At 48.2% G+C, this 20,490-nt stretch carries 18 protein-coding genes, 1 tRNA gene, 1 pseudogene and 1 other annotated feature; of the genes and pseudogenes, 18 read left to right on the forward strand and 2 right to left on the reverse strand.

Translation table 11 applies throughout. The features are described 5' to 3' along the window. The first annotated feature begins 171 nt into the window (after positions 1 to 171). From ACTRDR_RS05315 to ACTRDR_RS05340, 6 genes are all read left to right on the forward strand, one after another. A complete protein-coding gene (locus tag ACTRDR_RS05315; RefSeq protein ID WP_440526412.1) occupies positions 172 to 1,065 on the forward strand; it encodes a mechanosensitive ion channel family protein in 894 nt (297 codons plus the stop codon). A gap of 27 nt (positions 1,066 to 1,092) precedes the next feature. Then, entirely contained in the window at positions 1,093 to 2,169 is a 1,077-nt protein-coding gene (locus tag ACTRDR_RS05320; protein ID WP_440526413.1) for an InlB B-repeat-containing protein, read from the forward strand. A gap of 69 nt (positions 2,170 to 2,238) precedes the next feature. Beyond that, positions 2,239 to 3,348 (forward strand): hypothetical protein, encoded by a 1,110-nt coding sequence (locus ACTRDR_RS05325; RefSeq protein WP_440526414.1) that lies wholly within the window; start codon positions 2,239 to 2,241, stop codon positions 3,346 to 3,348. After that, on the forward strand, positions 3,348 to 4,379 hold the full coding sequence (locus tag ACTRDR_RS05330) for a PIN domain-containing protein (protein WP_440526415.1): 1,032 nt from the start codon (positions 3,348 to 3,350) through the stop codon (positions 4,377 to 4,379). Before ACTRDR_RS05325 ends, ACTRDR_RS05330 begins: the two co-directional genes overlap by 1 nt. A gap of 80 nt (positions 4,380 to 4,459) precedes the next feature. Continuing rightward, positions 4,460 to 4,728 (forward strand) — a binding site (T-box leader). A 105-nt stretch (positions 4,729 to 4,833) separates the two neighbouring features. After that, positions 4,834 to 6,525: a carbon starvation CstA family protein gene (locus tag ACTRDR_RS05335; RefSeq protein WP_440526416.1), complete on the forward strand. Its 1,692-nt coding sequence runs from the start codon at positions 4,834 to 4,836 to the stop codon at positions 6,523 to 6,525. 197 nt (positions 6,526 to 6,722) lie between these two features. Beyond that, positions 6,723 to 8,069 carry an MATE family efflux transporter gene (locus ACTRDR_RS05340; protein WP_440526417.1) on the forward strand — a complete coding sequence of 449 codons (1,347 nt, stop codon included), beginning with the start codon at positions 6,723 to 6,725 and terminating at the stop codon, positions 8,067 to 8,069. A 55-nt stretch (positions 8,070 to 8,124) separates the two neighbouring features. Here ACTRDR_RS05340 and ACTRDR_RS05345 read toward each other — a convergent pair whose 3' ends face one another. After that, positions 8,125 to 8,697 (reverse strand): ECF transporter S component, encoded by a 573-nt coding sequence (locus tag ACTRDR_RS05345; RefSeq protein ID WP_440526418.1) that lies wholly within the window; start codon positions 8,695 to 8,697, stop codon positions 8,125 to 8,127. 259 nt (positions 8,698 to 8,956) lie between these two features. Here ACTRDR_RS05345 and ACTRDR_RS05350 point away from each other — a divergent pair, with 259 nt between their 5' ends. The 12 genes and pseudogenes from ACTRDR_RS05350 to gdhA all read left to right on the forward strand — a co-directional run bounded on the left by ACTRDR_RS05350 (position 8,957) and on the right by gdhA (position 17,662). Beyond that, positions 8,957 to 9,361 (forward strand): DUF3842 family protein, encoded by a 405-nt coding sequence (locus tag ACTRDR_RS05350; protein WP_440526419.1) that lies wholly within the window; start codon positions 8,957 to 8,959, stop codon positions 9,359 to 9,361. Further along, a complete protein-coding gene (locus tag ACTRDR_RS05355) occupies positions 9,339 to 9,914 on the forward strand; it encodes a uridine kinase family protein (protein WP_440526420.1) in 576 nt (191 codons plus the stop codon). The genes ACTRDR_RS05350 and ACTRDR_RS05355 overlap by 23 nt, the downstream gene beginning before the upstream one ends. Positions 9,915 to 9,954: 40 nt before the next feature. After that, the gene (locus ACTRDR_RS05360; RefSeq protein ID WP_440526421.1) at positions 9,955 to 10,464 is read left to right on the forward strand and encodes a YqeG family HAD IIIA-type phosphatase; all 510 of its coding nucleotides are present in this window, start codon (positions 9,955 to 9,957) and stop codon (positions 10,462 to 10,464) included. Between the two features lies 1 nt (position 10,465). After that, positions 10,466 to 11,353 (forward strand): shikimate dehydrogenase, encoded by an 888-nt coding sequence (gene aroE / locus ACTRDR_RS05365; RefSeq protein WP_440526422.1) that lies wholly within the window; start codon positions 10,466 to 10,468, stop codon positions 11,351 to 11,353. A 91-nt stretch (positions 11,354 to 11,444) separates the two neighbouring features. Beyond that, positions 11,445 to 11,801: pseudogene (locus ACTRDR_RS05370) on the forward strand (shikimate kinase); the annotation flags it as partial. 111 nt (positions 11,802 to 11,912) lie between these two features. Beyond that, complete coding sequence (gene aroQ, locus ACTRDR_RS05375) at positions 11,913 to 12,341, forward strand: type II 3-dehydroquinate dehydratase (RefSeq protein WP_440526454.1); 429 nt, start codon at positions 11,913 to 11,915, stop codon at positions 12,339 to 12,341. A gap of 89 nt (positions 12,342 to 12,430) precedes the next feature. Continuing rightward, positions 12,431 to 12,988 carry an elongation factor P gene (gene efp / locus ACTRDR_RS05380; protein WP_176863417.1) on the forward strand — a complete coding sequence of 186 codons (558 nt, stop codon included), beginning with the start codon at positions 12,431 to 12,433 and terminating at the stop codon, positions 12,986 to 12,988. A gap of 165 nt (positions 12,989 to 13,153) precedes the next feature. Continuing rightward, on the forward strand, positions 13,154 to 14,059 hold the full coding sequence (locus ACTRDR_RS05385) for a DUF5688 family protein (RefSeq protein ID WP_440526423.1): 906 nt from the start codon (positions 13,154 to 13,156) through the stop codon (positions 14,057 to 14,059). A gap of 69 nt (positions 14,060 to 14,128) precedes the next feature. Next, positions 14,129 to 14,200: transfer RNA gene (locus ACTRDR_RS05390), tRNA-Arg, on the forward strand. 122 nt (positions 14,201 to 14,322) lie between these two features. After that, the gene (locus tag ACTRDR_RS05395; protein ID WP_176863413.1) at positions 14,323 to 15,540 is read left to right on the forward strand and encodes an SH3 domain-containing protein; all 1,218 of its coding nucleotides are present in this window, start codon (positions 14,323 to 14,325) and stop codon (positions 15,538 to 15,540) included. Positions 15,541 to 15,666: 126 nt separating this feature from the next. Then, positions 15,667 to 16,101, forward strand: coding sequence for a hypothetical protein (locus ACTRDR_RS05400; RefSeq protein WP_176863411.1), 435 nt, complete (start codon positions 15,667 to 15,669; stop codon positions 16,099 to 16,101). Between the two features lie 214 nt (positions 16,102 to 16,315). After that, entirely contained in the window at positions 16,316 to 17,662 is a 1,347-nt protein-coding gene (gdhA, locus tag ACTRDR_RS05405; protein WP_440526424.1) for an NADP-specific glutamate dehydrogenase, read from the forward strand. A 154-nt stretch (positions 17,663 to 17,816) separates the two neighbouring features. On the opposite strand, the gene ACTRDR_RS05410 is transcribed toward gdhA, so the two are convergent. Then, positions 17,817 to 20,486 carry a transglycosylase domain-containing protein gene (locus ACTRDR_RS05410; RefSeq protein ID WP_440526425.1) on the reverse strand — a complete coding sequence of 890 codons (2,670 nt, stop codon included), beginning with the start codon at positions 20,484 to 20,486 and terminating at the stop codon, positions 17,817 to 17,819. Between the last annotated feature and the right edge of the window lie 4 nt (positions 20,487 to 20,490).

The raw sequence follows: 20,490 nt of genomic DNA on the forward strand, positions 1-20,490 counted from the left end.
TGAAAAAAGAAAATGGAATAAAGTAACAAATATGATAATAGGAATCATTACTATATTTGTGAAATAGTCACATATTACCATAATGAGACATTTGTCAACTGTGTTTTGCTCCGTAAAAATGATAAAATGAACCATCAAAAAGCAGTTTGCAAAGGAGGAAAACAAGGGAAAATGGAAGACAAAGATAAGAAGAAAAATGTGAAAAAAATAATCGTGTATGCAGTGCTTTTAGCACTTATTATGGGAATCGCGCTGGGAACCGGACAGATTCAGACAGAGGAATTGGGGAGAATATTTACGGTCAATGCAGTTGCAGTCTGTAAATTATTGCTTTTGATCTTCGGGGTATTGTTCTTAAAAAGTCTGATCGTATGGATCCTTGGGCTGATCAAACCGGCGAATCACAGAGCCAGGTCTGTGCTCTCTCTGTTATCCAGTCTGACAAAATATATTGCGTTTCTGGTGATTCTGTGCGCAGGACTGACGATCCTCGGAGTTAACATGACTACCATCATTGCCAGTGTCGGAGTATTGGCTCTGATCGTCGGTTTCAGCGCGGAGAGTCTGATCGCGGATGTGGTGACAGGAACTTTTATGCTGTTGGAGAATCAGTATAATGTGGGAGATATCGTAGAGGTGAACGGTTTCCGCGGAACTGTTACGAGCATCGGCATCCGTACCACCTGTATCACGGACACCGGCGACAATGTGAAGATCATCAATAATTCCGAAATGAAAAATATCCTGAACCGCTCCGACAATTATTCCAAGGCTGTCTGCGATATCAGCATCCCTTATGAAACGGATCTTGAAAAGCTGGAAAGTGAACTGCCGGAACTCCTTGAGTCGATCTACAAAGCACATGAAGATACTATGAAAAAAGTTCCTGTGTACGTGGGAGTGCAGGCATTGCAGGATTCCGGAATATTGCTCCGGTTCGTAGTGGAAGTCTCGGAGAAAAATATCTATTCCGGCATGCGTATTCTGAATCACGATCTGCTGTTGGGCTTCCGGAAGCTGGGCGTGGAGTGCCCTTTCCCGCAGCTGGATGTACATAACAAATAATGGGTGGATCCGGTAATAAAAGAGAAAATGAAGATCAAAGAAGATCATAAAGATCATAGGAATAATAAAATGCAGAAACAGGAAAACAATATACTACCGGAATACCAGACACTCCCGCCGGATTCCATAGCCCCGGAATATCCACCGTTGCCGGACGAATATCTGCAGAGTAAACAACCTGTGGAAAAAGGGGTACCGGAACGCAGTGAAAGCCGGAAGCGAAAAGCAATGCGCATACTCTGTATGCTGACAGCTTGTGTACTGCTTGGCTGCAGCGTGTATGGAACTGAGGCAGATCAGACGAAAATACCGGCACAGACAACGGAGGAGGTGCAGGTACCTGATGAAAACGGAGAGAATCGGGACGGCAGGGAAAATGACCATGTACAGTCCGCGACAACAGAGCCAGAAACAGATGTCGCAATAGCAGAAACGTCAGAACCTATCGAAAAACAGTATCCTCTGGAAAGCGGCACCTTATATTACAAGATATATAATGAGACTCACCTGGCCAATCCCACTGCTGACGCCTGGGAGCGGATCCTGGAAGAAGGAGAAATCACCATAGAACAGCTCTTTGCCGGAGAAGTGATCGCTCTGCCGCAGCCGGAGACGCCGGAAGGCTTTGCATTCCTGGGATGGGCGGCACATTTTTCAGGTGAGAAGGATACCTATCCGAAGTGGAGTCTGCTTACGGAAAGCTTTACCGCAGAGGATGCAGCCAGGATCAAACCGGATGAGGAAGGCAATCGCAGTGTGGATATTCACGCGGTGTGGAACTCGCAGGATCCTGCTGCATGGCAGATGATTATGGTATTGGATGCCAATGGAGGAACGATTGCAGGACAACCATCGCAGACGTATAATGCACTGACACCGAAATATTCCGGCGGAACAGTGTATCTGTGTGGATATCCGACTCCGGAACGGGAAGGGTATCATTTCGCAGGCTGGTATCTCGCAACGGATGAGGGAGACATACGGGTGGAGACTCTGCCTGCATCCCGCTTTTTTGCACAAAAAGGCGGAGAACCGGATTATAACGCTCCGTTGGAACTGCATTTGATGGCAGGCTGGGAGAAAACCGAAGAAAAGGGGAACTAAAGGTTGTTTTTCTGTGTGGGAAAAATTATAATAGGACTAACGGATCACACACAGAAAGAGGACCCAAAAATGGATGAACAGGAAGAACAGGGAAAAAAAGAAAGCACGGTGCTCCCGGAACCTCCGGAGATTACGGTGAAAAATCCAAGGATCGGTAAAGTACGTAAGCTGGAAGAGGAAGTAAGACGTCAGAACGAGCTGGAGCAGCTTCGGACTAAGCGCATCCGCAAGGAGCAGGAATATATTGAACAGATGAGCAAGGCGGTGGAAGACCATCTGCGCAACACCAGAGAGGAACAGCGGTATAACGAGGAGTTTGAACGCCTGATCCGCAAGGATGTCTATCAGATGCACGGCATCAGTGAGGACAAGCTGCAGGGAATGACGGAGTACCGCAATGCCTTGTATCAGGGAACAGCGTTCGGGATGTTTTTCCTGTCACTGATCTTGACCGGAATCTGTGGATATCTCCATGGCTTCGGCTCGGAATTATGTATTTTTATGGCTTTTTATACAGCTATCGAAGGAACGCTGCTGAACAATGGGAAGAGACAGCATGCAATATTGGATGTCCTGACGAGGGTTCTGTATCTGCTCCTGTTCCCAGCGATGCTTATCGTGTTTGTGTGCTATGAACTGGGATTTACGGAGTATGCCCTTATCGTACCGGCGCTTACGATAGCCGGAGTGGTGCTTCTGATGCTGGGAGCGGTGTCCTACTTCCTGTATGACCCGTATCGCCTGGATCGCAAGAATCATAAAAAGGCGAACCATTACATCCGTGACATCGAAAAGGCTGCCATCAAAGAAGTGGAACTGGAAGAAAAGGCACTGGCGAAGCAGGCGAAAAAGCAGGAAAAGCTGGAATTAAAGGAAGAAGCCAGACAGAAGCGTGCAGCGAAGAGAAGAGAATGGAAAAAGCGGACAAAGGAAGTCTTCTCCGGCTGGAAAGAGAGTATCCGTGAAAAGCTTCCGAAGAAAAAGCAGGAGCCGACGGAAATTCCTGAGGTTACTAAGACATCAACAGCGGCAGATCCCATGGGAGATACAGAGACTTCTGAACAGACAGAACAGACGGATGCTGTGGAGATGACGGTGACAGAAGAGGAACCGACAGAGCAGATGGAAGAATCTGAAGAGGCAGAGAATAGTGATACAGCGGACGAAGAGGAGAAATAATGGCATATTATCTGATTGATTTCGAAAATGTAAAAAGCCGTGGCATGGAAGGCGTGGAGCTTCTGACGGAGGAAGATACTGTCTGTATTTTTTACAGCGATAATGCTGACAGCATGACCTTTGACCTGCATCGGAAATTAAATGAGACGAAGGCAAACATCATTTACCACAAGGTAGCGGTGGGGACCAAGAATGCACTGGATTTCCAGCTGGCAACCTATCTGGGATATCTGATCTGCGAACAGCAGAGGGAGGGGATACACCCGAATTATTTTATCGTGACCAAGGACAATGGTTTCACCAGCCTCATGGTGTACTGGAAGGCGCAGGGAGTTCCCGTGCGGATCATCCGTAACCTCTTATGGGGGAAGAATCCTGCGGCAGAGCAGAATCTTCTGACAGAAGAGGAACAGGAGACAGAAACAGTTGTTACCGCAGCAGAGGATGTGACAGAACAGCCGCAGCCCGCACAGCCGCAGCCCACACTGCCGGAGCCGGTAGAAGAGACCCAAAAACCCGTACAGCCGAAGACTGAGAAAGCGGATGCACCCGAAGCCCCCACATTGCCGGAGCCAGTAGAAGAGACCCAAGAACCCGTACAGCCGGAGCCGGAGAAGGCGGATGTGCCCGAGGAGCCCGCACAGCCGGAGCCTGAGACGGTGGACACGCCTGTACAACCCGTGAAGAAGCCTTCAAGGAAAAAGAGCAACACGAGAAAGAAGAGTGTTGCAAAGACAGATGATAAGACCGCGGAAAAGAAATCTGCAGAGAAGAAGCCTACTGAGAAGAAACCCGCAGAGAAGAAACCAGCAGAAAAGAAGCCTGCGGAGGAACCGGATGAACTGACTCTAGCCGTAGAAAAGGTCCTTACTGATCAGGCAATCGTCCCTCAGGTGGTAAAATTCATCCGCCAGTACAAGACCAAGCAGGGCATCAACAATGCCCTGAACAAAGAGTTCAAGGACAGTAAGCGCACCAGTGAAATTTATTCCGCCATTAAGCCCCTGATTGCCGATAAAAAGGGAAAATGATAAAAAAGATCAAGGAAATGTGAAAAGAAAGTTATTGACAATATAAAAGCAGAGTGGTATTGTTGCTATCAAACAGAAAGTGAAATTCGATGAGCAGAACAAGATCTGCATACGGAAGCATTTCAGAGAGCCGTCGGCTGGTGTGAGACGGTATGTGAGTATGACAGAGTATCCTCTGTGAGAAGTGCACTGAAGATTTTAAGTAGGTGTCACCGGTATTCTACCGTTATTTAGAAGCCTGTTGGAAATGGGATATTTGTATTTCATGGAGATGGGAACAAGAGGTCATGTGATAAAACATGGCAAGCAAAGTGGTAACGCGGAGAGCTTAGAGCTTTTCGTCTTTGGGTGCTTAAGGGTGCCTGAGACGGAAGGCTTTTTTGTTTTACGGGCAATCAGAATTTTTCTTTCTGTCACGACAAAATAACAAGACACAAGAAAGAAGGAAACAAAAATGAACAGTTTGGTAATCATTCTGATCGCAATGGCAGTGCTGGCAGCAGGCTATGTATTCTACGGAAGATGGCTTGCAAAAAAGTGGGGAATCGATGAGAAGGCGAAGACGCCTGCGTTTACCCATGAAGACGGAGAGGACTTCGTGCCTTCCTCCAAATTCACCGTATTTTCTCATCAGTTTTCCTCTATCGCGGGGGCAGGCCCTGTGACGGGTCCCATCCTCGCATCGGTATTCGGATGGGTGCCTGTGCTTCTGTGGCTTCTGATCGGAGGATTGTTCTTCGGTGCGGTGCAGGACTTCGGTGCCCTGTATGCCTCTGTGAAGAACGAAGGAAAATCCATGGGGATGATCATTGAAAAATACATCGGTAAGACCGGCAGAAAGTTGTTCATGCTGTTCTGCTGGCTGTTCACTCTGTTGGTTATCGCAGCCTTTACCGATATGGTGGCAGGTACTTTCGTGGGTACCGGACTGGAAGATGCAAGTGTGGCATATGCTAACGGCAGTGCAGCATCCATTTCCATGTTGTTCATCCTGGTCGCTGTGATCTTCGGTCTGATCCAGAAAAAGGTTGGAAAAATGAACGAGTGGGTCAAGGCAGTCGTAGCCATCGGTCTGCTGGTAGTGATGTTTGCGGTAGGTATGAAGCTTCCGATCTATGCTTCCAAGACCGTATGGATCTACATCATCATGGCATACCTGTTCCTGGCATCCGTAATGCCTATGTGGCTTCTGATGCAGCCCAGAGATTACATGACCACCTTTATGTTACTGGGCATGATCATCGGCGCTGTACTCGGTGTGGTCGTAGCACATCCCGATATGGAGCTGAATGCATTTAACGGTTTTCAGGTGGGCAACAGCAGCCTGTTCCCGACGCTGTTTGTCACAATCGCCTGCGGTGCGGTATCCGGATTCCATAGCCTGGTATCCTCCGGTACTTCTTCCAAGACCATCAGCAATGAAAAAGATATGCCCATGGTAGGGTACGGTGCCATGATCGTAGAGAGCCTGCTTGGTGTGGTAGCACTGGTAGTTGTCGGGGCAGTAGCTGTGAATGGTACGAAACCCGATGGCACTCCTTTCTCCATTTTCTCCTCCGGCGTTGCAGGATTCCTGGAGAAGATGGGTGTTCCCGTAACCGTGGCAACCGTTTTCATGACCATGTGTGTATCCGCACTGGCACTGACTTCCCTGGATTCGGTCGCAAGAATCGGACGGATGTCCTTCCAGGAGCTGTTCTTAGGGGATACCACAGACACTGCAAAGATGACTCCCCTGCAGAAGGTTCTGACCAATAAGTATTTTGCAACCGTGATTACACTGTTCTTCGGCTATCTGCTGACTCTGGGCGGATACAACAATGTATGGCCACTGTTCGGTTCTGCGAACCAGCTGTTGGCCGCACTGGTACTGATCGCACTGGCAGTATTCTTAAAAACCACCGGTCGTACCGGCTGGACGCTGTACTTCCCCATGGGAGTGATGTTAGTCGTAACCTTCACCGCATTGATCCAGAAGACGATCGCGTTGGTGAAAAATGTGGCTGCCGGACAGGCAACCTTCCTGGTAGACGGTTTACAGCTGATCATTGCCGTGCTGCTTATGGTACTGGGCGTTATGGTTGCTTACAGCTGCATCCGTAAGCTGTTCGGTGCCGGGAAAAATTCAGACAAAGAGGCAGCGTAATACAGCAGAAAAATAGCAGATAAATATAGCAGAAAATTATAGAAAAGAAATATGGCAAACAAAGAAAAGATATGCTAGAATAGGGGACGGTCAGAGAGCAAAAAAGCTTTTTGACCGTTCTTTTCGTCAGAGTGGAAGCTGGCGGGGAGGATTGTAATTGGAATCAAGTAAGTAACAGGGAAAAGGATAAAAGCAAGATGAAACAGAATATGCAGGATCTGACGGAAGGATCCTTAGGGAAGAAAATACTGATCTTCAGTGTGCCGCTGATGCTGTCTAATCTGCTGCAGGTGCTTTTCAATATGGCGGATATTGCAGTGATCGGACAGTTCGCGGGATCTCTGTCTCTGGGCGCAGTGGGCTCCACGGCGACACTGGTCACCATGTTTACCGGGTTCCTCATTGGTCTGTCCGGTGGTATCAATGTATTAACGGCATTATATTACGGAGCAAAAGATAAGGACAGCCTGTCGAAGACCATCCATTCCGCAGCACTGGTCAGCCTGATCATGGGCGTATTGTTATTAGTGCTGGGGGTAGGCTTGTCTGAGTGGATGCTGACGGCATTGAAGACGAAAGAAGAACTGTTGGACAAAGCGGTATTATACCTGCGGATCTATTACCTGGGAATGCCGGCACTGGCCATTTACAATTTCGGTAACGCGGTGTACAGTGCGGTGGGCAATACAAAAAAGCCGCTGTATTATCTGGGATTTTCCGGAGTGTTGAATATTATCTTAAATCTTTTCTTCGTCATTGTCTGCCGGATGGATGTAGCGGGAGTGGCATTAGCAAGTATCATTTCCCAATACGTATCCGCTGTGCTGATCTTACAGGCACTGCTTCGAAGCAAAGGCATCTATGCACTGCATCCCGGAAAACTGCGGATGGATCGGGAGCTTACCAGGGACATTCTGAAGCTGGGAATGCCTTCCGGATTGCAGAACGTGATCTTCCAGTTCGCCAACAGCTTCGTGCAGATGGGCGTAAACTCCTTTGATGCCACGATGGTGGCTGGCAATTCCGCAGCTACCAATGCGGATGCACTGGTGTATGATGTCATGGCGGCATTCTATACCGCCTGTGGCAGTTTTATGGGGCAGAATTACGGCGCCGGTAAAAAGAAAAGAGTGCGGAACAGTTACCTCATCAGCCTGGCGTATTCCTTCGGTATCGGTCTGCTCCTGGGAGTGTCACTGGTGGTTTTCGGAAGACCGTTTTTGGCCCTGTTTACCAGAGATGCAGCAGTTATGGATGCCGGAATGTATCGTCTGACGATTATGGGCTTTTCCTATTGTATCTCGGCATTTATGGACTGTACCATTGCGGCAGCCAGAGCCCTGGGCAAAAGTATTGTACCGATGTTCATTGTCATCATGGGCTCCTGTGTATTCCGTGTGATCTGGGTTTATACGGTATTTGCATATTTTCATACGATTCCGTCCCTGTACCTGCTGTATATGTTCTCCTGGAGCATTACCGCAGTGGCGGAGATTCTTTATTTCATACGGATCTACAAACAAAAAATGGCTCTCCTGTCGTAAGACAGAGGAGCCATTTTGTATGTGCTACGCACTACTGACCCTGGTATCATAATTATTATGCAGCTTCGGCCTCTGCGGTAGCAGAAACGGCAGTGTAACGAACCGGCAGGAGACGAGCGCGTTCCAATGCCACATAGATAGTAGGAAGTAAAATCAGCTGGATAATGATGCCGGGGAGGCAGGATACGAAATATCCGGTAGCCCAGGCAGACCAGCTGTAAGAACCGCCGGCGAAGATCAGGGCACGCAGGATTCCGGTGATCACGCGGCCGCCCAGCATGGCAATGATTAAAGCCGCATACAGATCAACGACCAGCTTGCCGCTGCGGAGAAACTGTATGACCAGACCGCTGATCAGACCATAGAGTCCCAACTCGATCATCATGATAGGCATATAGCCGAAAGCGGGCATGCCGGTGAGCATACTGGATACAAAGGGTCCTAAAATACCACAGATGAGACCAAAGGGAGCCCCGCAGACCAGACCGCACAGCAGCACGGGCAGATGCATGGGAGAGAACAGGACGCCACCCTTAGGGATCGCATGCAGAGCCATGGGCAGTACCACACATAAGGCAACACACAGAGCAGTGATAATACTCTTGTTTAAAACGGTTAATTTCTTCATGGAATAAAACCTCCTGATAAAATATAACTGTTCAGAGTCTTCATTCGCAAAAGCCTCTTCGAGGTGCAAAAGCCTGAACAGTAACAAAAAAGCCAGAACGGCATAGTTCCCCTTCTGGGGTAATATGCCTTCTGGCGTCAGGCTCCTTCGTGAAGCACAATTTATAATAAAGGGTAGGCATTTTTTTGTCAAGATAAATTGCAAAAAAGCATCTGCCATGCTATCATGAAACAAGTACTATTTTTACAGGAGTAAGGTTATGCGTATTATGGTAATGGACGGTCAGGGCGGAGGCGTAGGCAGAAGCCTTCTGGAGGCATTCAAGGAACGTTTCCCGGAGGCGGATCTGATCGCTGTGGGAACCAACGCCACGGCTACGGCGAATATGATGAAGAGCGGCGTGACAAGCGGAGCCACCGGTGAGAACGCTGTGGTATATAACAGTAAGAGAGCGGACGTGATCGTGGGTCCTATGGGAATCGTTATGGCGGATGCCATGTTGGGAGAGATCACTCCAACGATGGCAGCGGCAGTGGCTTCTGGCGATGCGAAGCTGGTTCTGCTCCCCATGAACAAATGTCATGCGACGATCGTGGGAGTAGAGAACAGACGACTGGGAGACTATATTGCGGAGGCTGTGGATGAGATCGCAAAGATTTTTTAATGATCTGGCAGAGGAATTACGGGAACTCCCTAAAGAGATACGGATCATTGCCATTGACGGAAGATGCGCTGCCGGGAAGACGACACTTGCTGCAAAACTTTTAAAGGAACTGGGCGGGGATGTGATCCATATGGATGATTTCTTCCTGCCACCTGCACTTCGGACACCGGAACGCAGAAGCGAGCCCGGGGGAAATGTGCACTATGAACGCTTTTTAACGGAAGTGATCCCGAATCTTGCATCCGGCAGACCTTTTTCCTATCGGAGATTTGACTGCTCCCGAATGACTCTGGGAGAGGAGATCCCGGTGAAAAATAACGGCTTTGTATTCGTGGAGGGAGCATACAGCTGCCATCCGGTATTTGGTGACTATATGGACCGGAGAGTATTTCTGGATATTGACGGGAAGACACAGGAGGATCGGATCCGAAATCGGAACGGCGAGGACAGATTACAGGACTTTTTACAGCTGTGGATCCCACTGGAAGAGGCATATTTTCAGACCTTCTCCCCGTGGGAAAAAGCGGATTACATCAAAGTCGGGGGCTTTTGAACCCGACATCATTTTGAGAAAGAAACGAAAGGCGGGACATATGCTGCATCAGTTTTACCCGGATCATGAGGCGGATTCCGCCTATGGCATAGATTACAAAACATTATACGAAAAGGGCTATCGCGGGATCATTTTTGATATTGATAATACCCTGGTACCCCACGGGGCACCGGCGACGCCACAGGCAATCGAATTTTTCGGCAGACTGCGGGAGTTGGGATTTCAGACGCTTCTATTATCGAATAATAAGGAGCCCCGGGTGAAAAGCTTTGCGGACGCGGTAGGAGCTTCTTATATATATAAGGCAGGCAAGCCGGGAAGAGACGGCTATCTGCGTGCCATGGAGCAGATGCATACTACGAAGGAGACTACAATTTTTGTGGGAGACCAGCTGTTCACGGATGTGTGGGGCGCCAAAAAATGCGGCATCGTGACCTATCTGACGCACCTTATCCATCCTAAGGAAGAGATCCAGATCGTCCTGAAGAGATATTTAGAAAAAATTGTGCTGTTTTTCTACCATAGAGAATGCTGCCGGAAAGGAAAGTAAAATGCTGAATGATATCAATGGTTATACGAGAACCTGTGGACTGATCGGCAACCCGGTGGAGCATACCTTATCACCGGTGATCCATAACACCCTGTCCATGGTGCTGGGAGAGAATCTGGCATATGTTCCGTTTCATGTGGAGAACGGAAGACTGGAGGATGCCGTAAAAGGAGCCTTTGCGCTGAACCTGTTGGGTTTAAATGTGACGGTTCCTTATAAAAGTGATGTGATCCCGTATCTTGCGGATATAGATCCGCTGGCAGAGAATATCGGAGCGGTGAATACCCTGGTACGGACTGAGACAGGCTATAAGGGATATAACACCGATATGCCCGGGTTGTACCGCGCCATGTGCGAAGATGGTGTGAAGGTGAAGGGAGAAAAAGTCCTGATCCTGGGTGCCGGCGGTGTGGCGAGAGCCGTAGCCATGCTGCTATTGGATAAGGGGGCAAGGGAAGCCATCCTTCTCAACCGCACGGTGCAGAAAGCACAGGAGGTGGCTGACGAAGTCAATCGTATCGCCGGCAGGAAATTTGCAAAAGCAATGCCTATGGATGCGTATGACACACTTCCGGCAGGAAAACGGTATCTTGCAATACAGGCCACCAGCGTGGGAATGTATCCAGGCTGTGATGCGGCCGTGATCGAGGATCCTGCATTTTATGAAAAAGTACATACCGGTTACGATCTGATCTTTAATCCGCCGAAGACCCGTTTTATGGAGCTGGTGGAGGCTCAGGGCGGCAAGGCATACAACGGAGCGAAGATGCTGCTGTACCAGGGAATTATTGCGTTTGAACTGTGGACAGGCTGTGAGATCAAATCGTGGCTGGCAGACAAAGTCTATGAACGGATGCAGGAAGCGAAAAAGACAGAGGATGGAAAATAGAATGAAGCACAAGCGCAGGAATATCGTCCTGATCGGTTTTATGGGATCAGGGAAAACTACACTGGGATTAAAGCTGTCCTATCTGCTGCGGATGCCGGTGGAAGATACGGATAAAATGATTGAGAGACAGGAAGGCAGGAGCATTTCGGAGATTTTTGCGGATGACGGGGAAGCCTATTTCCGGGAACTGGAGACGGAAGTCTTACGCAAATGCGGCAGCAGGAAATACGAGTATATTCTGTCCGTAGGCGGAGGAACCCCGGTGAATCCCGTGAATCGTCCCCTGCTGCATCAATGTGGAACAGTGGTATACTTAAGAGTGTCACCGGAAGTGGTCTATGAGAGACTCAAAAACGATACCACAAGACCGCTGCTTCAATGTGAGGATCCGCTTAGAAGAATCCGGGAATTGTTAGAGGTACGGGATAAAATCTATACGGAATGTGCGGATATCATTCTGGATGCAAATAAGGGACATTCCGATGAACTGGCAGAGGAATTACAGCTGCAGCTTCGTAAGCTGAAAGAAGCACCGAAGAAAAAGGAGCGTGAGAAGAAAATGAAAATTTTAGTGATCAACGGACCCAACCTGAATTTCCTGGGAATCCGGGAGAAAAAAATCTACGGCACGCAGGATTATCAGTATCTGCTGGATCTGATCGACAAAAAGGCAAAGGAGACCGGGGATGATATCCAGACGTTCCAGAGCAATCATGAGGGAGCCATTATCGACAGGATCCAGGAAGCCTATTTTGATGGAACAAACGGTATTGTGATCAATCCGGGAGCCTATACCCATTACAGTTACGCCATCCGGGACGCACTGGCAAGCGTGGATATTCCGAAAGTGGAAGTCCATATTTCCGATATTACAAGCAGAGAAGAATTCCGTAAGATTTCCGTGACGGCACCGGTATGCAATAAGCAGATCTATGGTCAGGGACTGGACGGATATCTGCAGGCAATTGATTTCTTAAGAGAAATTTGAAAAAAATATTCAAAAGTAGTTGAAATATGTATGCTTTTATATTAAAATATTAAAGAATTATGACGTGAAAATATTAGGAGGAATACATTATGATTTCTGCAGGTGATTTCAGAAATGGTATTACCATTGAGTATGATAACAATGTTTACCAGATTATCGAATTCCAGCATGTTAAGCCGGGAAAGGGCGCAGCTTTCGTTAGAACCAAGCTGAAGAACATCAAGAGTGGCGGTGTAGTTGAGAAGACCTTCCGTCCTACTGAGAAGTGCCCTCAGGCGCGTATTGATAGAAAGGATATGCAGTATCTGTATGAAGATGGTGATCTGTACTACTTCATGGATACCGAGACTTACGATCAGGTTGCACTGAATGCTGAGACCGTAGGCGATGCACTGAAGTTCGTAAAAGAGAACGAGATGTGCAAGATCTGCTCTCACAATGGCAGCGTATTCTCCGTTGAGCCTCCTCTGTTCGTAGAACTGGAGATCACAGAGACTGAGCCCGGATTCAAGGGTGATACCGCTACCGGTGCCAGCAAGCCTGCTACCGTTGAGACCGGAGCTACCGTAGCTGTACCTCTGTTCGTTAACCAGGGTGACAAGATCAAGATCGACACCAGAACCGGTGAGTATCTGTCTCGTGCATAATCACTGATATTCTGATTACAGAACCTGTAAGGCAATGAGCAACTTTCATAGTGGCTTATTGCCTTTTTTGTTGCTTTACAGTACATAACAGCGAAGAAATACCACATGACGCATGGGAAGACAGCTCTGGGGAGATGCTGTCTCGGAGAGGCATGGAGGTAACATATGGAAATGTTGGTTTTTGCAACTAAGGTACAGCATGCGGTCAGAGAGGCACTGGGAGAAGAATACCGCGTGGAACTGAAGGAAGTCCGGAAGAACAACGGTGTGATCCTTCAGGGACTTGTGATCCGTCGGGGTGAGGATAATATCATGCCGACCATATATCTGAATTCTTTCCTGAAGGCGTATGAGCAGGGGATTACTTTCGCAGATATTATCCGCAAGATCGTCTCTGTATACAGAGATGATGCAGTGGGAAAAGAGATCGATATCTCTTTCTTTTGTGATTTTGAGAAAGTGAAAGACAGAATCTGTTTTCGCCTGATCAACAAGGAGAAAAATAAAGAACTGTTGGAAAAGGCACCTTTTATCCCTATCCTGGATCTGGCGGCATGCTTCTACTATGCCTGTGAGGAAGGAGGAGTGATCAACGGTGTGATCCCGGTGTATCATTCCCACCTGGAAGTCTGGGGCGTTACAGACAGAGAGCTGTTTGAATGCGCCGTGAGAAATACACCAAAGCTTTTCCCCTGTGAGATCATGCCCATGAAAAGTGCGTTACGGGAAATGTTGCAGGAACTGGAAGACATGGGGGAGGATATCGCAGGGAAGCTGGATCAGATCATCCCCATGATGATCCTGACCAACTCCAGGAAGACATACGGAGCCTGCTGCATTATGTATCCGAAGGTGCTGGAGCGGCTGGCGGGAAGTGTAGGAGGAGACTATTACCTGATCCCCAGTTCAGTACACGAATTTATTCTGCTCCCGCTGTCTCAGGGAAGAAGTGCGGAGGAATTAAAAGAAATGATCGCTGAGGTAAACAGCAGTGAGATCCCTCCGGAGGATGTGCTGTCTGATAGTCTTTACTTATACAGCTGTAAGGAACGTTGTGTGAAAATACTTTAAATTTAAACTGGACATATGTAGTGTTTTATGATATTATAGTCGAGGTGATGTAACAAATTTGTAATATTTGCATCCGTAGTCTAATGGATAGAACGGAGGCCTCCGACGCCTTTAATGCAGGTTCGATTCCTGTCGGATGCATTTACATCACCTTGATTATAGGGAGAGATGAGAGAAGCCGCTTGCGGCTTTTTGCGATTCAGGAGATATTTTTGGAATTGAGAGAATGATCCATTGAGATTAAGATTCGGAAAGGAAATTATATGTGGAAAGAGAAAATACATTCCATCGGTAATTATATCATAAAACATAATAAGATCGTGCTTCCGGCAGTAGTGGTAGTGGCAGTGGCTGTTACGGTGTCCGTATCATTAAGCATGAACAGCCGTCATAAGGAAGCACAACAGCAGGCGGAAGCTGAGAGCGCTTTGGCGGCAAGCCAGACGGAGACCGAGACCGCTACACAGGAGGTTCCGCTGGTAGCGAATGAGGAAGGCGATATCTATTCCCTGATCGCTACTTATTATAATGCAATGGCAACGGGAGACGAGAGCACACTCCGCGCAGTATGCGATGAGATCTCTGACAAGGACATGTACCGTTATGTGGAACTGGCTCAGTATATTGATTATTACCCTACACTGGAGATCTATACCAAGACAGGACCGGAGGATGGATCTGTTATAGCCTATGTGTATTATAAGATCAAATTCGTGGGACATGACGAAGAAGTTCCCGGATACCAGGCACTTTATATCTGCACGAATGATCAGGGAGAGCTGTATATCAAGCGCGGTGAGAACAGTGAAGAAGTAAACGATTATATCAAAACGGTCAGCACGCAGGATGATGTTGTGGAGTTCAACAACAAGATCACGGTAGAGTACAACGAGCTGATGGTAGATCACCCGGAAGTCCTTCAGTATATCAGTGAGCTGGATTCGCAGGTAAGTATTGCTGTGGGCGAGAAGCTGGCAAATCAGGTAGCAGGTGATTCACAGAACACAGAAGGTGAAAATACAGAAGGAACCACGGACGGCGGTCAGGAGACACCCACAGAGGGCGGCGACCAGCCGGCAGAGGAGCAGGGACCGCAGTATGTGACCACGACCACCACAGTAAATGTCAGAAGCTCTGACAGCGAACAGGCTGATAAGCTGGGCAAAGTATCCGGCGGTACTAAGCTTCAGCTTCTGGAACAGCGCCCCAACGGCTGGACAAAAGTAGATTATGAAGGTAAAGAAGGCTATATCAAGAGCGAATTCCTGCAGACAGTAGAGAACGCGGCAGGTGCCGAGACGATCGGAACCGTTACGGCAACCACCAATATTAATGTACGTGCGTCAGCCAGCGAGACGGCAGATCGCCTGGGCGTGCTCTCCGGCGGTGACAGCGCGGATCTTATCGGTACCGAAGGCGACTGGAGCAAGATCAAGTACAACGGACAGATCGGATACGTGAAGAGTGAGTATGTGCAATAAGAATGCCCGACAGCGAAGAAACGCGAAGCGTTTTTGAGCTTGCACTGCGGAACAATTCGTATTGCACGAATAAAATATGACATTTCAGGGAAAGCTTCTTACCAAAAACGGTGAGGAGCTTTTCTTATGAAAAAACAGGACATTAATATCTATCGGGAAATTAAGCGGAATACAGAAATGGCAATAAAAGCACTGGATGCCGTCACGGATAAAATCTACGATGAACGTCTGGCTGCGACAGTGGCAGACCAGGAGCTGCAGTATTCCAGACTGCATGACAGGGCGGTGCAGAAACTGGCAGAAGGCAAGGCACAGATTTATCGCTCGAATGCCATGGAGAATATGATGCTTAAGATAGGCATCGGATACAACACACTTCTGAATACCAGCACGGGACACATAGCGGAAATGATCATCAAGGGAAGCAATAACGGTGTGCTGGAGATGGAGAAAGTGCTGGCGCATAACGAAGAGTTGGCGGATACGTCCAGCAGGGCACTGGCGAAGGAACTGATTGCCATGGAGAACAGCAATATCAAAACATTAAAAGAATATTTATAAAATCTCATAGGAAGTTATTTTAGTAATCTGTGCGCTACAACGCACAGATTGTATACTTGTATAATTTTTGTGCAATTTTTACAGAAAAGTGCCAAAAACTTTTACGATTTAGTGGAATAAAGTTTATTGTGCAATTAAAAAAGTCGTTTTATAATAAAACATATGGCAACCAGGTTGTCATGAATCTGTATACCAATTGAAGGAGGACATTCAGATGTCATATGTTGATGAAGTATTTGATATGGTAGTAGCAAAGAATCCTGCACAGCCCGAGTTCCACCAGGCAGTCAAAGAGGTTCTGGAATCTCTTCGTGTGGTGATCGAGGCAAATGAGGAAAAATATCGTAAGGACGCTCTGTTGGAGAGACTGGTAACTCCCGAGAGACAGATCCTGTTCCGTGTACCCTGGGTGGATGACAAGGGTCAGGTTCAGGTTAACAACGGCTTCCGTGTACAGTTCAATTCCGCAATCGGACCTTACAAGGGTGGTTTACGTTTACATCCTTCTGTAAACTTAGGTATCATCAAGTTCCTTGGTTTTGAGCAGATCTTTAAGAACTCCCTGACCGGTCTGCCGATCGGTGGTGGTAAGGGTGGATCCGATTTCGATCCCAAGGGCAAATCCGACAGAGAGATCATGGCTTTCTGCCAGAGCTTCATCACAGAACTTTACAAATATATCGGAGCAGACACCGATGTTCCCGCTGGTGATATCGGTACCGGCGCAAGAGAGATCGGTTATATGTACGGACAGTACAAGAGACTGACCGGCCTGTATGAAGGCGTTCTGACCGGTAAGGGCTTAAGCTACGGCGGATCCCTGGCAAGAACCGAAGCAACCGGTTACGGTCTGCTGTATCTGACAGAGGAGATGTTGAAGTGCAATGGCAAGGATATTGCAGGCAAGACTGTTACTGTATCCGGTGCCGGTAATGTAGCAATCTACGCTATCCAGAAAGCAGAGCAGTTAGGCGCAAAGGTAGTTACCTGTTCTGATTCTACCGGTTGGATCTATGATCCCGAAGGAATCGATGTAGCTCTGTTACGTGAAGTTAAGGAAGTTAAGCGTGCAAGACTGACTGAGTATGCAGCAGCAAGACCCAGTGCAGAATATCATGAGAAGAAGAACGGTGAGCATGGTGTATGGACTGTTAAGTGTGATGTAGCGCTTCCTTGTGCAACCCAGAACGAGCTGGATCTGGAGGATGCAAAGCAGCTGGTAGCTAACGGTGTATTCGCAGTAGCAGAGGGTGCTAACATGCCTACCACCATGGAAGCTACTGAGTACTTCCAGAAGAACGGTGTTCTGTTCTGCCCCGGCAAGGCATCTAATGCAGGTGGTGTTGCTACCTCCGCTCTGGAGATGAGCCAGAACAGTGAGAGACTTTCCTGGACCTTCGAAGAAGTAGATGCCAAGCTGAAGAACATCATGGTGAACATCTTCCACAATCTGGATGATGCAGCCAAGAAGTACGGCATGGAAGGCAACTACGTAGCAGGCGCTAACATCGCAGGCTTCCTGAAGGTTGCAGATGCTATGACCGCACAGGGTATTGTATAGTAAAGTAAGTAAGCCATATTCCATATAAGCAAAATAATAAGAGTGCTGCATATGACCGAAAAGTTGTATGCAGCACTTTTTTATATACATATAAAAGTCCCTGTAAAACCGCTGAATGCAGTAATACAGGGACTGTATGGTGTTTAATGTTAAGTTATTCTGCAGGCTGCTGCGCAGCGGCATTCCGCGCGTTGATCTCAGCCTGTTGCTGATTGATCACGGATTCATAATCCGGGTTCGCAAAGAAGGTTGCATCATGTTCACATTGACTTCTGGTGTTCGGTGTGCTGACCGTCTGTGTGCCGTCCGGATTGTTGATAATGACGGTAGAACCCTGTTGTAATGCGGGATCCTCTACCAGAGGCATCGTGGCAACACCGGTGTACTTGAACGGGCAGTCAGGACTTGCGGGTAATCCGTCGTAAGCACAGATCTCACCCTGATAATGCACATCACAGCTCTCGGTAGGTTCGGTACCTTCTGCAAAGTATTCGGTATAAACAGATCCATCACACAGACCGGGGATCGGAAGCTTGCCGGACTGGGAACATACCTGCACCTGTATGATTCCGGAAGGAACCGGGAACTGGGTGTTGGGCAGATCCTCATGAACCCGTTTCATCACCTTGCGCCATAAAGTCTTGGAGACACCGTCTTCCGCATTGTTCAGGTCTACGTTGTTATCGTAACCGGTCCAGGTAGCAGCAGTGTAATAAGGGGTATATCCTGCAAACCATGCGTCGGTAGGTCCTGTTGTGGTACCTGTCTTACCGGCAATGGCCATTCCTCCGAAATTAACCTTTCCGCCGGTACCGGAAGTAACAACATCCTGCATGGCACTGGTCAGCAGGAAAGCGGTAGTTTCCTTGATTACCTGACGGGTAGGCGGATTGGTGTTGTCCAGGATCACGTTGCCATCGGAATCTGTGACTCGGGTGTACAGCTTAGGTGTTACATAAGTACCGCTGTTTGCGATAGCCGCATAAGCAGCGGTCAGCTCATAAGGGGTGACACCATAGGTCAGACCGCCCAGAGCCAGGGACTGGTTCACATCGGACTTGATCTCATTGCCGACCTGGACGCCATCTGTTAAAGTAGTGAAACCAAAATTCAACAGATAATCATAACCAAGTCTCGGTGTGATCACAGTGATATTCTTGACGGCAATGATATTCAGGGAGTCACGGATCGCACTGCGGATATTCTGAATACCACGGTATCCGGATTTGTACCAGTTACGTACGGGAGTTCCGTCTGCGTAGTTAAACGGTGCATCGTTGTATACGGTAGCCAGCGTCTTGCCTGCACTGTCCAGAGCAGGAGCGTAGGAGGCCACTACCTTGAAGGTGGATCCCGGAAGACGTTTGGCATTGGTGGCACGGTTTAAGGTTCTGCGGCCTTCCTTGGCACCACGGCCGCCGATCATAGCGACGATATGGCCGGTACTCTGTTCCTCGATGACCATTGCGGACTGGGGCTGGGGCGTCATGGAAATCGTTTCCTCGTAATTATCCGCGTCATCAGCGACACCCAGCTGCGCCAGCATTGCGGAACGATAGGTGTCCACAGCGGCATAGGCATCATCCTGGGAAGAGAAGATCAGATTGAACTTTTTATTCTGATTTTCCTTAAACCAGGTCATCATATTTTCCTTACTGAAATTATTCTTCGTACCATCGGAGGAAATAATGGTAAGAGCATAGTTCAGATACCATTTCACGTTCTCCGGATAGTTGGAAGGATCTGCGTATTCTTCGTTCAGAATTGCCTGGATCTTGGGATCCAGGGTGGATTCCACACGTAAGCCGCCGGAGGTCAGCAGGGTCTCTGCCATGGCTTCGTTATAACCTGCAAGGATCAGATCCTGTTTTACCTGCTCGTATACTGCATCGGAGAAATAGGAGCCGGTGGTGGCGTTGGCTTCCTGATAATCTATGTCGTACAGACCGATACGCTCGTATACCGCATCGGTATCGGCGATGGCCTCATCATACTGTGCCTGTGTGATAAACTCAAGCTCCAACATCTTTTTCAGACATTTTTCGCGACGTTTTGCATTTTCCTCCGGATGCCGGATCGGGTTGTACTTGGAAGGGTTCTGCGTGATGCTGGCGATGACCGCGCATTCAGAGACGGTCAGATCGCTGCAGTGCTTACCGAAGTAACGTAGGGAAGCGGATTCCACACCCAGAGTATTTTGTCCTAAGTTGATGGCGTTCATGTAACGCAGCAGAATCTCATCCTTTGAATAATACTTGGTGATTTCCAGTGCCAGATACTGCTCCTGGATCTTACGCTTGATTTTTTTGATCTTGTTATTACCCTCGGAGGTCCAGTCCGTAAAGACGGTATTTTTTAGAAGCTGCTGGGTAATGGTGCTGGCACCCTGGGCCTCTTCACCGCCGGTCTTTAAAAACTGGTAACCGGCACGGAGAATGCTCTTGAAGTCGATACCGTTGTGCTGATAGAAACGCTCGTCCTCGATTGCCACGAAGGCTTTGCCCATGTAGTCGGGAATCTCATCCATGCCTACGGAGAGACGGTTGGAGTTGGTGCTGACATATTGGTCGATCTCATTGCCTTCACTGTCATAGACGATGGTAGCTTCTCCTACCGCCACGACATCGGACAGCCGGATCGTGGGAGTGGAAGAGAGGATGCCGCGGAAAACACCGATACCGGCGGCTACACCGCAGATGCCGATGCCTACGACAGCAACAAGCATGATCCTGACACAGGTCAGTGCGAGCTTCCTTCCCCATTTTTGTGATTTAGAGTTGAGTGCCTTCTGCTTCGCTCGGACACCTTTTTTACCATAATTCATACAA

This window comes from Simiaoa sp., assembly GCF_051972595.1.
Lineage (GTDB): Bacteria > Bacillota > Clostridia > Lachnospirales > Lachnospiraceae > Acetatifactor > Acetatifactor hominis.